Raw genomic sequence first — 12906 nt, forward strand, 5'->3', positions numbered from 1 at the left:
CCGTCCGCGTCCCTTTCGCTCTCGCACCGCGTGGGCGGTACGCACACAGGGTAAAGCCAGCGGCGCGCCGGGGAGGGCCGTCCGCCCGAACCCCGGACGGCCCCGGAGGGGCGGGCGCCCGGCGGGTCAGGGTGTGGCGGGCGCGGAGGAGGCGTCGGCCGGCTTGGCGTGGTGGAGGTCGACCGTGCCCGAGTAGCCGGGGAGCTTCAGCTCCCTGTGCTCGTCCACCTTCCAGCCGAGGCCGTACGCGGCGACGTACATCTGGTAGTTCTGCAGCGCGGGGGAGGCCGCGAGCGCCCGGCGCAGCGCGGCGGGGTCGCCGACGGCGCTCACCTTGTAGGGCGGGGAGTAGACGCGGCCCTGGAGGATCAGCGTGTTGCCGACGCAGCGCACCGCGCTGGTGGAGATCAGCCGCTGGTCCATGACCTGGATGCCCTGGGCACCGCCCTGCCACAGGGCGTTCACGACGGCCTGGAGGTCCTGCTGGTGGATGACCAGGTCGTTGGGCTGCGGCTCGGGGATGTTCGGGATGCGGGCGGTGGCGTTCGGCGGGGCGTCGTTGAGGGTGACGGTGACGCCCTTGCCGGACAGCGCCTCCAGGCCGGCGGTGGCGCGCAGGGCGGCCAGTCTGGCGTCCTCGGCACGGGTGCTGCCGTCGTCGCGGTCGGCGAGGGCCTCGACGCGGCCGCGGGCGGCCGCGGTGGACTGCTCCAGCAGCGCGTTGTTCTGGCTGCGCTCGTGGATGAGGTCGGTGAGCCGCAGGAGCGATGCGTCCGTGCGGATGTTCGTACCCTTGGAGGTGTTGAAGCTGGTGACGAAGATCAGTCCGGCGAGGGCGAAGACGGCGGCGGTGAGCAGCCGGACCGCCCGGAACCGGCGACGGGGACCCGCGGAGGAGTCGGCGGAATCGCTCAACGTACCCTTCTCCTTCAACGCCACAGGTCCACTACGCTAACGGACGCCCGGGGCAGGCAGGTCCCCAGCGCATCGACAGGAGAGCCCCTCGTGCCGAAGTCACGTATCCGCAAGAAGGACGAGTTCACCCCGCCGCCCGTGAAGGCGCAGCCGATCAAGCTGACGAACCGGAGCTGGGTCGCCCCGGTCATGCTGGCGTTCTTCCTGATCGGCCTCGCCTGGATCGTCGTCTTCTACGTGAGCGAGACCCAGCTGCCGATCGAATCCCTCGGCAATTGGAACATCGTGGTCGGATTCGGATTCATCGCGGCCGGGTTCGGCGTCTCCACGCAGTGGAAGTAGGCAGGTCGCGGGGTCCGGGCGGTTGAGGCACACCGGCCGCCCGGCCCGCAAGTTCTCCCCATGAGTTATCCACAGCGTCATCCACACCTGAGGAAAAGACAGAAGATCTGTGGATAACCCTGTGGAGGGTTGACGCCGGTGTGATCAGGTGAGTGCCGCCGTACGGACCAGTACCACCGCCGCGACCAGCAGGAACACCACCGCACAGGCGCCCCACTGGATGAGCGGCCGCTTTCCCCCGCCGGCGGGCCGGATCATGGCCGCCCCGAGCAGCAGGCCCGTGATCAGGCCTCCCACGTGCGCCTGCCAGGACACCTCCAGCCGGCCGCCGTACGGCGCGAAGGTCAGCACCAGCATCAGCACGAGCATGACCGCGACCGGCCGCATCTCCTGCCGCGTGCGCCGCACCAGCACCACGGTCGCCCCCAGCAGCCCGAACACCGCGCCCGAAGCGCCGAGCGTCGGCGCGTTCGGCGGCGTCAGCAGGTACACCACCGCGCTCCCGCCCAGCCCGGACAGCAGGTAGAGGGCGAGGAAGCGGGCCCGGCCGAGCGCGGCCTCCAGCGGGCCGCCGAGGAACCACAGGGCGAGCATGTTGCCCGCGATGTGCCACCACTCCACGTGCAGGAACACCGAGGTCAGCAGCCGGTGGTACTCCCCGGTGGCCACGCCCTGCAGAGGAGCGCCCCAGAACTGCACGTAGAGGCCGAGCAGCTCCAGCTGCACGGCCAGGCCGGGCACGGCCAGCGCAGCGAGGAACACGGCGGCGTTGACCCCGATGAGGACCTTGGTGACGAGATGGGGGTCGGCTTCGACCCGGCCGCCCGCCAGCGTCCGCGGCGCGTTCGCCCCCGGCCGGTGCCCGGTTCCGGAGCCGCCGCGGACGCAGTCGGGGCACTGGAAGCCGACGGCCGCACTGATCATGCAGTCCGGGCAGATGGGCCGCTCGCAGCGGGTGCAGCGGATGGCCGTGTCGCGGTCCGGGTGGCGGTAGCAGCCCGGCAGACGGTCGGTGTCCATCGGTCCCCTCGATCGGCGGCGGGGCACGGCGCGCCCCGCCGGTCCGGTATGCCCTCAGGACGGACGGGCGGGCCGGAAGGTTCCCGGCCCGGCGGCGTCAGCGCCGCTCGACCGAAACGGACTGGATGACGACGTCCTCCAGCGGCCGCTCGGTCCGGGGGTTCGTCGGCAGCCCCGCGATGGCGTCGACGACCTTCCGGCCGGCCGCGCCCGTCACCTCGCCGAAGATCGTGTGCTTGCGCGTGAGCCACGCGGTGGGGGCGACGGTGATGAAGAACTGCGAGCCGTTGGTGCCCGGCCCCGCGTTGGCCATGGCCAGCAGGTACGGCTTGGTGAAGGCCAGGTCGGGGTGGAACTCGTCGGCGAACTGGTAGCCGGGGCCGCCCGTGCCGTTCCCCAGCGGGTCGCCGCCCTGGATCATGAAGCCGCTGATGACCCGGTGGAAGACGGTGCCGTCGTACAGCGGTTCCGTCGTCTTCTGGCCGTCGGTGGGGCGGGTCCACTCGCGCGCGCCGGTGGCGAGCTCCACGAAGTTCCGCACGGTCTTCGGGGCGAAGTTCTCCAGCAGCTCGACCTCGATGTCGCCGTGGCTGGTCTTCAGGGTGGCGTAGAGCTTGTCGGCCACGGGTCCGCCTTCCTAGTCGGCACTGTCGGTTGCCGATCCTCCCACGAAGGGCGGTACGGAACGGAAATCGCCCACCCGGATGCCCTGTCGTGCATGCCGCCCGCCCGCAACACAGGCATGATCCGACAAAGGGTGGAAAGGTGAACTGTGTCCGCCACCGATGAGGAGGATCACGTGACCCGCAAGGACAGCGTGCGCCTGTGCGCCGACAGCGCCCGGGACACCATGAAGCACGCAGCGGAAGTGGTGGCGCCGTACGCAGAGACCGCCAAGGAGGCGGCCGTCCACTACGCGCACGAGGCGAACGACCGGCTCGCGCCGCTGGTGGCCCAGACGGCCCACCAGGCCTCGCGGCAGGCGCGCACGGCGTACGAGTGCCACCTGCACCCGCGGCTGAAGGCCGCGCGCACGCATGTGCCGCCGCACGTCGACCGGGCCGCCGTACAGGCCGTGCACGAGACGCGCCGAGTGGCCCGGCAGGCCGCCGACTACGCCGGCCCGCGGCTGGAGCACGCCATCGCGGCGGGCCGCCCCGTGGCCGAGGAGGCCGCCTCCCGGTCCGTGGCGGCGATCGCGGCGCTGCGCGGCCAGGTGTCGGCGCAGGAGGTGCAGCGGCTGATCAGGCGCCACGAGCGGCGGGCCCGCACCGGGCGCGTGCTCAAGGGCCTCGCGGTGGCCGCGGCCGTGGCCGGCGCCGCGTACGCCGCATGGCGCTGGTGGGACAGCCAGTCGAGCCCCGACTGGCTGGTCGAGCCGCCCGCGGCGACCGAGCTGTCCTCCCGCCAGGACACCCCGGCGAACTTCGACGACGAGCTCGCTGAGAAGGAGCGCGAGGCCACCGAGGAGGAGTGAGCCTCTGCGCAGGCCGCACGTGCGCGGGGCCCGGATCCGGTGGATCCGGGCCCCGCGCGGTCCCCGCCGGACTCAGCGCGGCAGGGTGAGCACCTGGCCGGGGTGGACCAGGTGCGGGTCGGTGCCGACGACCCCGCGGTTGAGGGCGTACAGCTCCCGCCAGCGGGCCTCGTTCCCCAGCTCCCGGCGGGCGATCAGCATCAGCGTGTCGCCCTTGCGGACCGTGTACGTGCGCCTGCCGGCCCCCGCCGCGGGCCCGGGCTCCCGCGCGGGGGCCGCCGGGACGGCCTTGTGCGCGGCCGAGGACGGCGTCGGCGTGTACGGCGGCCGGCCCGCCGCGGCGGGGCGCTGCGGGGCCGCGGCCTTCGGCGGGCCCGGGGCGGCCTTCGGCGGGGCGGCGGCCGCCATCCGCTCGGCGGCGGCGCGCGTCGCGTCGACCGCGTCGGCGTAGGTCGCCGCGTAGTCGGCGGATGCCCGTCCCGCGGCCTTCCGGGCGGCCTCCTGCTTCTTCTTCTCGGACTTCAGGAAGTCGAAGAGTCCCATGTCATGCGCCTCCGGCGTGGTCTCGCCCCCCGGCTCGGTGCCTGCCACCCCACTGTCGGCCAGGTCTGTCCGGCGGGCCCCGCGGCCGACCCATCCGGGGGACGGCCGGCGCCGCGGATCAGCGGCTACCGGAGCCCGGAGATGTCCACCGACCGCTCCGGCGGCGGCGTGCGGGCCGGCACCGGGGCGCCGTAGTCGAGGAAGTCGGCCCGCGCGCTCCGCCCGTCCTCGCGGCCTTCGAGGCGCAGCAGGCGGGGCTCGCCCTCGGTGGCGACGTAGAAGGTGGCCGTGTCGCCGCCGCGGGTTCCGGTGACGGTGACCGCCGGGGTGCCGCCGACGGTCGCGCGGCCGCCCTTGTGAAGGCTCCCGGTGGCCAGGCGCGAGGCGTAGGCGCGCTGGAAGTCCTTCAGGTCGCAGACGTCCGTGAGCTTGCGCAGCAGGACGTTGTCGGACGTGCCGTGCAGCCAGCGGTCGCCGATCAGGGCGGCGGCGCCGTCCGCGGCGGGCGCGGGCACCTGCGACCGGAGGAAGGCGGCGTCCGGCTTCACCCAGATGTCCCGGCCCCGCTTGACGATCTCGGCGCGGCCGCCGCCGCGCGGCAGGGACACCGACCCGGCGCAGTTGCCGTCCACGTCGAAGCGGAGGTCGAGGGTGGTCGCACCCTTCTCCCCGTCGGCGTGCGCCACCATGTGCACGGAGCGCGCCCGGGTCAGCTCCGTCCTCGCCTTGTCGACGATCGCGCGGGCGCTCTCGTCCTCGATGCCGTTGCCGGCCGGGGCCAGACCGGTCAGCAGGGCGGCCGAGCAGCCGGCGGCCAGTGCGGCGGCCGCCTTGCGGAACCGTGCCATCTCGTCACCTCCGCAGGGGAACGCCCCCCGGCCAGCGTAGGCCCGCGGGCACGGCGGCGCACATGCGGAAGAGGCCCCTGGCCTGCGTGTTCGCAGGCCAGGGGCCTCTCTTCCGGTGGAGCTTAGGAGATTCGAACTCCTGACATCTGCCTTGCAAAGGCAGCGCTCTACCAACTGAGCTAAAGCCCCGGAATGCGGACGCGACCATCCCCCGTCGAAGGAGTGGCCGTTCCGCACAACAGAGTACCGGGTTCTCGGCCGCATCCCGCAAAATGATGGGGACTCCCCTCGCGCGACCACTCTCCGTAAGATGCTCGGCGAGGTTCGCACCAGCGAAGGGGAGTAGGACGAGTGGACGCAGTACAGCAAGAGGCCACGGCCAGAGCCAGGGAGCTCCAGCGCAGCTGGTACGGCGAGCCCCTCGGTGCCCTCTTCCGCCGGCTCATAGACGACCTCGGCCTGAACCAGGCCCGCCTCGCCGCCGTCCTCGGCCTGTCGGCGCCCATGCTGTCCCAGCTGATGAGCGGCCAGCGCGCGAAGATCGGCAACCCCGCGGTGGTCCAGCGGGTGCAGGCGCTCCAGGACCTCGCGAGCCAGGTGGCGGACGGCAGCGTCAGCGCCGCCGAGGCCACGGACCGCATGGACGAGATCAAGCGCACCCAGGGCGGCTCCGTCCTCAGCAGCAGCACCCAGAACAGCACCGGTTCGGGCGCCCCGACGGTCAAGCGCGTCGTCCGCGAGATCCAGTCCCTGCTGCGGTCGGTCTCCGCCGCCGGCGACATACTCGACGCCGCGAACAGCCTCGCGCCCAGCCACCCGGAGCTCGCGGAGTTCCTCCGGGTGTACGGCGCCGGCCGCACGGCGGACGCCGTCGCGCACTACGAGGCGCACCAGAACTGACGCCTCCGGGCGCGGACGGACACCACAACGGGGGATGCACAGCCATGGGCGAGGTCTTCGCCGGCCGGTACGAACTGGTCGACCCGATCGGCCGGGGCGGCATGGGCGCCGTCTGGCGGGCCTGGGACCGGCGGCGGCGCCGGTACGTCGCCGCCAAGGTCCTCCAGCAGGGCGACGCCCACACCCTGCTGCGGTTCGTACGCGAGCAGGCCCTGCGGATCGACCACCCGAACGTGCTGGCGCCGGCCAGCTGGGCGGCGGACGACGACAAGGTCCTCTTCACGATGGACCTCGTCGGGGGCGGCTCGCTCGCCCACCTGATCGGCGACTACGGGCCGCTGCCGCCGCGCTTCGTGTGCACGCTCCTCGACCAGCTCCTCGCGGGGCTGGCGGCGGTGCACGCGGAGGGCGTCGTCCACCGCGACATCAAGCCCGCCAACATCCTGCTGGAGGCGACCGGGACCGGCCGGCCGCACCTGCGGCTGTCCGACTTCGGCATCTCGATGCGCAAGGGCGAGCCCCGCCTCACCGAGACCGACTACGTGGTGGGCACCCCCGGCTACTTCGCGCCCGAGCAACTCCTCGGCTCCGAACCCGACTTCCCCGCCGACCTGTTCGCCGTCGGCCTCGTCGCGCTGTACCTGCTCCAGGGCGCCAGGCCCGACTCCCACGCCCTGGTGGAGCGCTTCCGCGCCCACGGCACCCCGGGCGCCCCCGAGGGCGTGCCCGCACCGCTGTGGGACGTCGTCGCGAACCTCCTCCAGCCCGACCCGCAGACCCGGTTCAAGACCGCCACGGGCGTGCGCAGAGCCCTGGCCGAGGCCGTGGAGCTGCTGCCTGCGGACCCGCCGGAAGCCGCCGACGTGGAGGTCTTCGACCAACTGGGCCCGCTGCCGCCGGGCTTCGGCCCGCAGGGGCCCGAGAGCGCCGCGGGCGGCGGCCCGGACCCGCGGAATCCGGCGGGGGCGGCCGCCGGCCCGGAGGCGGCCCCTTCTCCGCCGGGCGGCGTGCCGACGGCCGGGGCGGGGGCCGGCGAGCCGACCCGTACGGACCCGCGGGCGGCCGCGGCGGCGCCGGCCTGGGCACCCGCGGCGCCGCCGGTTCCCGCGCCCGCACCGGCCGCCGCGGCGGCGCCCGCCGGTGCGCCCGCCGGTGCGCCCGTCCACCCCGACTCCTCGACGACGGGCAGCTTCCACCTGGCCCCGCCGGTCCACGCCGTACCGCAGCCCGCCCGCCCGGCTCCGGCGCCGGACTCGGGGGCGGTCGGCCGCGGCCGCGTCGCCCCGCCGTCGAAGGCGGCCGCCGCGGCGCTCCTCGCGGCCGCGCTGCTGTGCTTCGCCGTCGGCGTGTGGGCGCTGACCCAGGCCTGAGCCGCGCTCTGGGCCTCACCCTGAGCCGCGCCCGGTCGGGGGCCCGTCAGCCGGTGCGCCCGCGCCGGGCCAGCAGCAGCCAGCCGCCCAGGACGAGCAGGAGCAGCGTCCCGGTCCCGAAGCCGCCCGCCGCGACGGTGCCCATGGCCGCCCGCCGGTCCGCGGCTCGGGCCGCCTCCGGCTCCGTCAGGCCCTCCCGGGCCGCCGTGCGGTCCGCGTCGTCGACGCCGAAGCCGGACAGCGCCAGGCCCTCGGCGTACGGGGGCGGGGCCGCCGCCTTGCCCTGCACGGTCAGCCGCAGCGTCAGCGGCACGGGTACGGCGTCCTCGGTGAACTCGCCGACCTTCTCGCCGAGCGTGACCGCCAGGTAGTACCAGCCGGCCACCCGGGCCCCGCCCGCCTCGGAGCTGCTCGCGAACCGGTTCTCGTAGGCGACCGGCGCGGTGGGCGGGAGGGTGAGGCCCGCCTGCTTCCCGTCGTAGCCGGTGTCCTTGTCGTCGAGCACGCTGCGGTAGGGCGTGTACAGGGTGACGCCGAGCCCGGTGGAGGCGGAGGCGAAGTCCTTCGTCAGTTTCGCCGCGGACAGCTCGGCGCCGACCGACAGCTGCTGGCCCCAGTCCAGCGGCACCCGGTAGAAACGCGTCTGACCGGGCCTCAGCCCGTCCCGCCAGACGCCCGTGCCCAGCGCGCGGGCGTCGTTGAAGCCCGTTCCGCCCTCGCGGGCCACCGGCTCGGACGCCGGCGGCTGCGGCGGGGTGGACGGCCACCCGCTGGGGGCGGCCGCGGGGGCGTTGCCGGTCTTCAGGCCGGGCTCGCGGGAGACGGTGAGCTCCACGGGCCACGGGGACCGGTCGGAGTTCTTCGAGGCCTCCCGGGTGACCTTCACGTAGTAGACGCCGGCCTGCTGGCAGTCGCCGTCCTCCTGGAGGCGGCGCACCGCCGCGGCGCCGATGGGCCGGGCGCCCAGGCCGTAGCCGAAGGTCGTCCGGCCGGGGCTGCCCGGGCAGGAGCGGCCGGCGGTGGTCATCACCGTGACCTCCAGGCCGTCACCGCCGGAGTCGATCCTGGCGCCGGGCTTCGGCACCAGCACCGCGGAGACGTACACGCTGGAGGCGTCGTCGAGGTTCAGCCGGTAGAAGCGGCTGCCGGGGGCGAGGGTGTCGCTGTAGACCGCGCCCGGCTCCACGGCGGGGGCGTCGGCCGAGGACTCGGCGCCCTGCACCGGGCGCGCACCGTCGGCCGTCCGGTACGCCGGCAGCGGCTCCCCGGCCGCGTACGCGGGGCCCGGCAGCCCCGCCGCCAGCCCCAGGGCCGCGGCCACCGCGGGCAGCCTCCTGCGCAGCCGACCCATCACACCCACCCCCGCTTTTGCCAAAGCAACCGCAATCTTTGCATAACGGAATAATTCGCCACAGAACAGCACGAAGCCCCGGCCGCACGGGCAGCCGGGGCTTCGCGGATCAGCCTTCGGGTCTCACACGCCGGAACCGGAGGGCACGGAGTCGGTTGCCTCCGTCCACAGGTCCTGCTCGGCGCGGTCCGCCTGGATCTGGCGGTACACGAGGAGACCGCCGATGGCGGCCAGTGCGACCAGGAGCAGCTTCTTCACCGCGCGACCTCGTCTTTCGTCGTCGTTGGGGTACCTCTGGCCGCCAACAATACACACCGATCGATACCGTTCGGTGACCTGGGAGGCCCCGGACGGCCGAACGACGAAGACCCCCGGGCCTTGCGGCCTGGGGGTCTTCGTCAACTGTGGGGCTAACAGGATTTGAACCTGTGGCCTCATCCTTATCAGGGATGCGCTCTAACCAACTGAGCTATAGCCCCTCCGCGCTGCGCGCTGACTCCTGAAGATTAGCGCACAGACGCTGGAGTTCCCAAATCGCTGATCAGGGCCCTACTCGTCCTCGGCGAGCGTGAGCTCCACACCGCCGACGAAGCCCGCCGACAGGTTGTAGATGAACGCGCCCAGCGTCGCGAGCGCCGTGGCGAGCACGACGTCGATCACGGCGATGACCGAGGTGAAGACGAGCACCCGCGGCAGCGACATGAAGGCCTGGAGGTCGAAGCCGTTGCTCTCGCTGGAGCCGGTCGCCTCGCTGATGGTGCTGCCCACGGTCGAGAAGACGCCCATCGCGTCCATGACCATCCACAGCACCGCCGCCGCGACGACCGTGCACACGCCGAGCGCGATCGACAGCAGGAAGCTGACCTTCATCACCGACCACGGGTCGGCCTTGGCCACCCGCAGCCGCGCCTTGCGCGTCCTCGGCGTCGTACGCACTCCCGGGCGCGGCGCGCGCTGCGAGGTGCCCGGGGTGCCGCCGCGGGACGCACCGGCGCCCGAGGGGGCCTCGTACGCCTGCGGCGGGTGGTACGGCTGCGGCTTCTGCTGCTGGGGCTTCGCCTGCGGCTGCTTGCCGGCCTTCTCCTGCTTCGGCTGCGGCTTGGCCTTGGACTTCGATCCGCGCGCGTCCGTCACGGTCGTCGCCCCGCCCTCGGCGTCCGCGGCCCCGGCCCGGGAGTCCGCGGCGGGGCCACGGGCACCGTCCTCCCCAGTCTTGGCCGGTCCGGCGCCCGTGGCTCCACTCACGACTTACTCCTCGTGCTCCCCGGCCGGAGGCTGTGCGCCCCCGGCTGCCTCGGCGGCCTGTGATTCGGCGGCCTCGGTCTCCTCGACCTCGTCAGCATCCTGACCCGCCTCGGCGTTCCGCGCGATACCGACCACGGCATCCCGCTTGCCCAGATTGATCAGCTGGACGCCCATGGTGTCACGGCCCGTCTCCCGGACTTCGCTGACTCGCGTACGGATCACACCACCGCCGAGCGTGATGGCGAGGATCTCGTCCGTCTCGTCGACCACGAGCGCCCCGACGAGCGAACCGCGGTCTTCCACGATCTTCGCAGCCTTGATGCCGAGACCGCCACGCCCCTGGACGCGGTATTCGTCCACCGGGGTCCGCTTGGCGTAGCCGCCGTCGGTCGCGGTGAAGACGAACGTACCGGGCCGGACCACGCTCATCGAGAGCAGCTCGTCGCCCTCGCGGAAGCTCATGCCCTTCACGCCGGAGGTGGCGCGGCCCATCGGGCGCAGCGCGTCGTCGGTCGCCGTGAAGCGGATCGACTGCGCCTTCTTGCTGATCAGCAGCAGGTCGTCCTCGGCGGAGACCAGCTCGGCGCCGATCAGCTCGTCGTCGCTGCCGTCCTCGCGCTCGCGGAGGTTGATGGCGATGACGCCGCCCGAGCGGGGGGAGTCGTAGTCCTTCAGCGAGGTCTTCTTCACCAGGCCGGCCTTGGTGGCCAGGATCAGGTAGGGCGCGGCCTCGTAGTCGCGGATCGCGAGGATCTGCGCGATCTGCTCGTCCGGCTGGAAGGCCAGCAGGTTGGCCACGTGCTGGCCGCGGGCGTCGCGCCCGGCGTCCGGCAGCTCGTACGCCTTGGCGCGGTAGACGCGGCCCTTGTTGGTGAAGAACAGCAGCCAGTGGTGGGTGGTGGACACGAAGAAGTGGTCGACGATGTCGTCCTGCTTCAGCTTCGTGCCGCGCACGCCCTTGCCGCCGCGCTTCTGCGAGCGGTAGTCCTCGGTCTTGGTCCGCTTGACGTAGCCGCCGTTGGTGATGGTGACGACGATGTCCTCTTCGGCGATCAGGTCCTCGATGGACATGTCGCCGTCGAACGGCACCAGCTTCGAGCGGCGGTCGTCGCCGAACTTGTCGACGATCGCGGCGAGCTCCTCGCTGACGATCGCGCGCTGCTTCTCCGGGGACGCCAGGATCCCGTTGTACTCGTTGATCTTCGCCTGGAGCTCGTCGTGCTCGGCGACGATCTTCTGGCGCTCCAGGGCGGCCAGGCGGCGCAGCTGCATCTCGAGGATGGCGTTGGCCTGGATCTCGTCGATCGAGAGGAGGCCCATCAGGCCCTCGCGGGCGACCTCGACCGTGTCGCTGCGCCGGATGAGGGCGATGACCTCGTCGATGGCGTCGAGCGCGGCGAGCAGGCCGCGCAGGATGTGCGCCCGCTCCTCCGCCTTGCGCAGGCGGAAGCGGGTCCGCCGGACGATGACCTCGACCTGGTGGTGCACCCAGTGGCGGATGAACGCGTCCAGCGACAGGGTCCGCGGCACGCCGTCGACCAGCGCCAGCATGTTCGCGCCGAAGTTGGTCTGCAGGTCGGTGTGCTTGTACAGGTTGTTCAGGACGACCTTGGCGACGGCGTCGCGCTTGAGCACGATGACGAGGCGCTGGCCGGTGCGCGAGGACGTCTCGTCGCGGACGTCGGCGATCCCGCCGATCCTGCCGTCCTTGACGAGGTCGGCGATCTTCTGAGCCAGGTTGTCCGGGTTCACCTGGTACGGGAGCTCGGTGACCACCAGGCACTGGCGGTTCTGGATCTCCTCCACCTCGACGACGGCCCGCATGGTGATGGAGCCGCGGCCGGTGCGGTACGCCTCCTCGATGCCCTTGCGGCCCACGACGAGCGCGCCGGTCGGGAAGTCGGGGCCCTTGATGCGCTCCATGAGCGCGTCGAGCAGCTCCTCGTGCGGGGCCTCCGGGTTGGCCAGGTACCACTGGGCGCCTTCGGCGACCTCGCGCAGGTTGTGCGGCGGAATGTTGGTCGCCATGCCGACGGCGATGCCGGCGGAGCCGTTGACCAGGAGGTTCGGGAAGCGCGCCGGCAGGACCGTCGGCTCCTGGTTGCGGCCGTCGTAGTTGTCCGTGAAGTCGACGGTCTCCTCGTCGATGTCGCGGACCATCTCCATCGACAGCGGCGCCATCTTGCACTCGGTGTACCGCATGGCGGCGGCCGGGTCGTTGCCCGGGGAGCCGAAGTTGCCGTTCGAGTCGACGAGCGGCATGCGCATCGACCACGGCTGGGCCAGGCGGACCAGGGCGTCGTAGATCGAGGAGTCGCCGTGCGGGTGGTAGGTGCCCATGACGTCGCCGACGACGCGGGCGCACTTGTAGAAGCCCTTCTCGGGCCGGTAGCCGCCGTCGTACATCGCGTACAGCACGCGGCGGTGCACCGGCTTGAGGCCGTCGCGCACGTCCGGCAGGGCGCGCGAGACGATGACGGACATCGCGTAGTCGAGGTAGGAGCGCTGCATCTCCGTCTCGAGCCCGACGGGCTCGATGCGCAGCTGCGGCTCGTCCTCCGCGGGGTTCTCGGCGGTGGGGGTGGTTTCGTCGGCCATTGCTGGTCAGAAATCCTTTCGGGCGGCCGTGAGAGCCGACTCAGATGTCGAGGAAGCGGACGTCCTTGGCGTTGCGCTGGATGAAGGAGCGCCGGGCCTCGACGTCCTCGCCCATGAGCACGGAGAACAGGTCGTCGGCCTGGGCGGCGTCGTCCAGGGTGACCTGGCCGAGCACGCGGTGGTCGACGTCCATGGTGGTGACGCGCAGCTCCTCGGCGTTCATCTCGCCCAGACCCTTGAAGCGCTGGATCGAGTCCTCCCGGATCCGCTTGCCGTTCTGCTTGCCGAGCTCGACGA

The 12906-nt window shown here is 72.7% G+C and carries 13 protein-coding genes, 2 tRNA genes and 1 pseudogene; 4 read left to right on the top strand and 12 right to left on the bottom strand.

The genetic code is table 11. The annotated features are described in order from the left end of the window. Positions 1-126 precede the first annotated feature (126 nt). Positions 127-915 carry a DUF881 domain-containing protein gene (locus EF903_RS02500; protein WP_125540930.1) on the bottom strand — a complete coding sequence of 263 codons (789 nt, stop codon included), beginning with the start codon at positions 913-915 and terminating at the stop codon, positions 127-129. A gap of 90 nt (positions 916-1005) precedes the next feature. On the opposite strand from EF903_RS02500, the gene crgA reads away from it, so the two are divergent. Further along, on the top strand, positions 1006-1257 hold the full coding sequence (crgA, locus tag EF903_RS02505) for a cell division protein CrgA (protein ID WP_114053275.1): 252 nt from the start codon (positions 1006-1008) through the stop codon (positions 1255-1257). A gap of 144 nt (positions 1258-1401) precedes the next feature. Here crgA and EF903_RS02510 read toward each other — a convergent pair whose 3' ends face one another. Both EF903_RS02510 and EF903_RS02515 read right to left on the bottom strand, forming a co-directional pair. Next, positions 1402-2277: a rhomboid family intramembrane serine protease gene (locus EF903_RS02510; RefSeq protein WP_125540931.1), complete on the bottom strand. Its 876-nt coding sequence runs from the start codon at positions 2275-2277 to the stop codon at positions 1402-1404. 97 nt (positions 2278-2374) lie between these two features. Beyond that, positions 2375-2902: a peptidylprolyl isomerase gene (locus EF903_RS02515; RefSeq protein ID WP_125540932.1), complete on the bottom strand. Its 528-nt coding sequence runs from the start codon at positions 2900-2902 to the stop codon at positions 2375-2377. Between the two features lie 174 nt (positions 2903-3076). Here EF903_RS02515 and EF903_RS02520 point away from each other — a divergent pair, with 174 nt between their 5' ends. Next, positions 3077-3754 (top strand): DUF5324 family protein, encoded by a 678-nt coding sequence (locus EF903_RS02520; protein WP_125540933.1) that lies wholly within the window; start codon positions 3077-3079, stop codon positions 3752-3754. Positions 3755-3826: 72 nt separating this feature from the next. On the opposite strand, the gene EF903_RS02525 is transcribed toward EF903_RS02520, so the two are convergent. The 3 genes from EF903_RS02525 to EF903_RS02535 form a co-directional block, all read right to left on the bottom strand. Continuing rightward, the gene (locus tag EF903_RS02525) at positions 3827-4297 is read right to left on the bottom strand and encodes a LysM peptidoglycan-binding domain-containing protein (protein ID WP_125540934.1); all 471 of its coding nucleotides are present in this window, start codon (positions 4295-4297) and stop codon (positions 3827-3829) included. A gap of 125 nt (positions 4298-4422) precedes the next feature. Beyond that, entirely contained in the window at positions 4423-5145 is a 723-nt protein-coding gene (locus EF903_RS02530; protein WP_125540935.1) for a hypothetical protein, read from the bottom strand. Between the two features lie 116 nt (positions 5146-5261). Continuing rightward, positions 5262-5334 (bottom strand) — tRNA-Ala (locus EF903_RS02535). Between the two features lie 162 nt (positions 5335-5496). On the opposite strand from EF903_RS02535, the gene EF903_RS02540 reads away from it, so the two are divergent. Together EF903_RS02540 and EF903_RS02545 are read left to right on the top strand one after the other, a co-directional pair. Further along, the gene (locus EF903_RS02540; RefSeq protein ID WP_125540936.1) at positions 5497-6045 is read left to right on the top strand and encodes a DNA-binding protein; all 549 of its coding nucleotides are present in this window, start codon (positions 5497-5499) and stop codon (positions 6043-6045) included. A gap of 44 nt (positions 6046-6089) precedes the next feature. Continuing rightward, positions 6090-7415, top strand: a complete 1326-nt coding sequence (locus tag EF903_RS02545; RefSeq protein ID WP_125540937.1) for a serine/threonine-protein kinase — start codon at positions 6090-6092, stop codon at positions 7413-7415. Positions 7416-7461: 46 nt separating this feature from the next. On the opposite strand, the gene EF903_RS02550 is transcribed toward EF903_RS02545, so the two are convergent. From EF903_RS02550 to EF903_RS02575, 6 genes and pseudogenes are all read right to left on the bottom strand, one after another. After that, entirely contained in the window at positions 7462-8736 is a 1275-nt protein-coding gene (locus EF903_RS02550; protein ID WP_260614724.1) for a hypothetical protein, read from the bottom strand. A 153-nt stretch (positions 8737-8889) separates the two neighbouring features. Next, positions 8890-9024, bottom strand: coding sequence for a DLW-39 family protein (locus EF903_RS02555; protein ID WP_208809277.1), 135 nt, complete (start codon positions 9022-9024; stop codon positions 8890-8892). A 147-nt stretch (positions 9025-9171) separates the two neighbouring features. Beyond that, a tRNA-Ile gene (locus EF903_RS02560) sits at positions 9172-9245 on the bottom strand. Positions 9246-9315: 70 nt separating this feature from the next. Then, positions 9316-10011, bottom strand: a complete 696-nt coding sequence (locus EF903_RS02565) for a DUF3566 domain-containing protein (RefSeq protein ID WP_125540939.1) — start codon at positions 10009-10011, stop codon at positions 9316-9318. Positions 10012-10014: 3 nt separating this feature from the next. Next, positions 10015-12609 carry a DNA gyrase subunit A gene (gene gyrA / locus EF903_RS02570; RefSeq protein WP_125540940.1) on the bottom strand — a complete coding sequence of 865 codons (2595 nt, stop codon included), beginning with the start codon at positions 12607-12609 and terminating at the stop codon, positions 10015-10017. Positions 12610-12649: 40 nt separating this feature from the next. Further along, positions 12650-12906, bottom strand: a pseudogene (locus EF903_RS02575) (DNA topoisomerase IV subunit B); the annotation flags it as partial.

The organism is Streptomyces sp. WAC05292, assembly GCF_003949955.1.
GTDB classification, from domain to species: domain Bacteria; phylum Actinomycetota; class Actinomycetes; order Streptomycetales; family Streptomycetaceae; genus Streptomyces; species Streptomyces globosus.

Excerpts from the sequence above, each read along its gene's own strand:
- EF903_RS02530 (WP_125540935.1), bottom strand. The coding sequence starts at position 5,145 with ATGGCACGGTTCCGCAAGGCGGCCGCCGCACTGGCCGCCGGCTGCTCG.
- EF903_RS02510 (WP_125540931.1), bottom strand. The coding sequence starts at position 2,277 with ATGGACACCGACCGTCTGCCGGGCTGCTACCGCCACCCGGACCGCGAC.
- EF903_RS02525 (WP_125540934.1), bottom strand. The coding sequence starts at position 4,297 with ATGGGACTCTTCGACTTCCTGAAGTCCGAGAAGAAGAAGCAGGAGGCC.
- EF903_RS02545 (WP_125540937.1), top strand. The coding sequence starts at position 6,090 with ATGGGCGAGGTCTTCGCCGGCCGGTACGAACTGGTCGACCCGATCGGC.
- gyrA (WP_125540940.1), bottom strand. The coding sequence starts at position 12,609 with ATGGCCGACGAAACCACCCCCACCGCCGAGAACCCCGCGGAGGACGAG.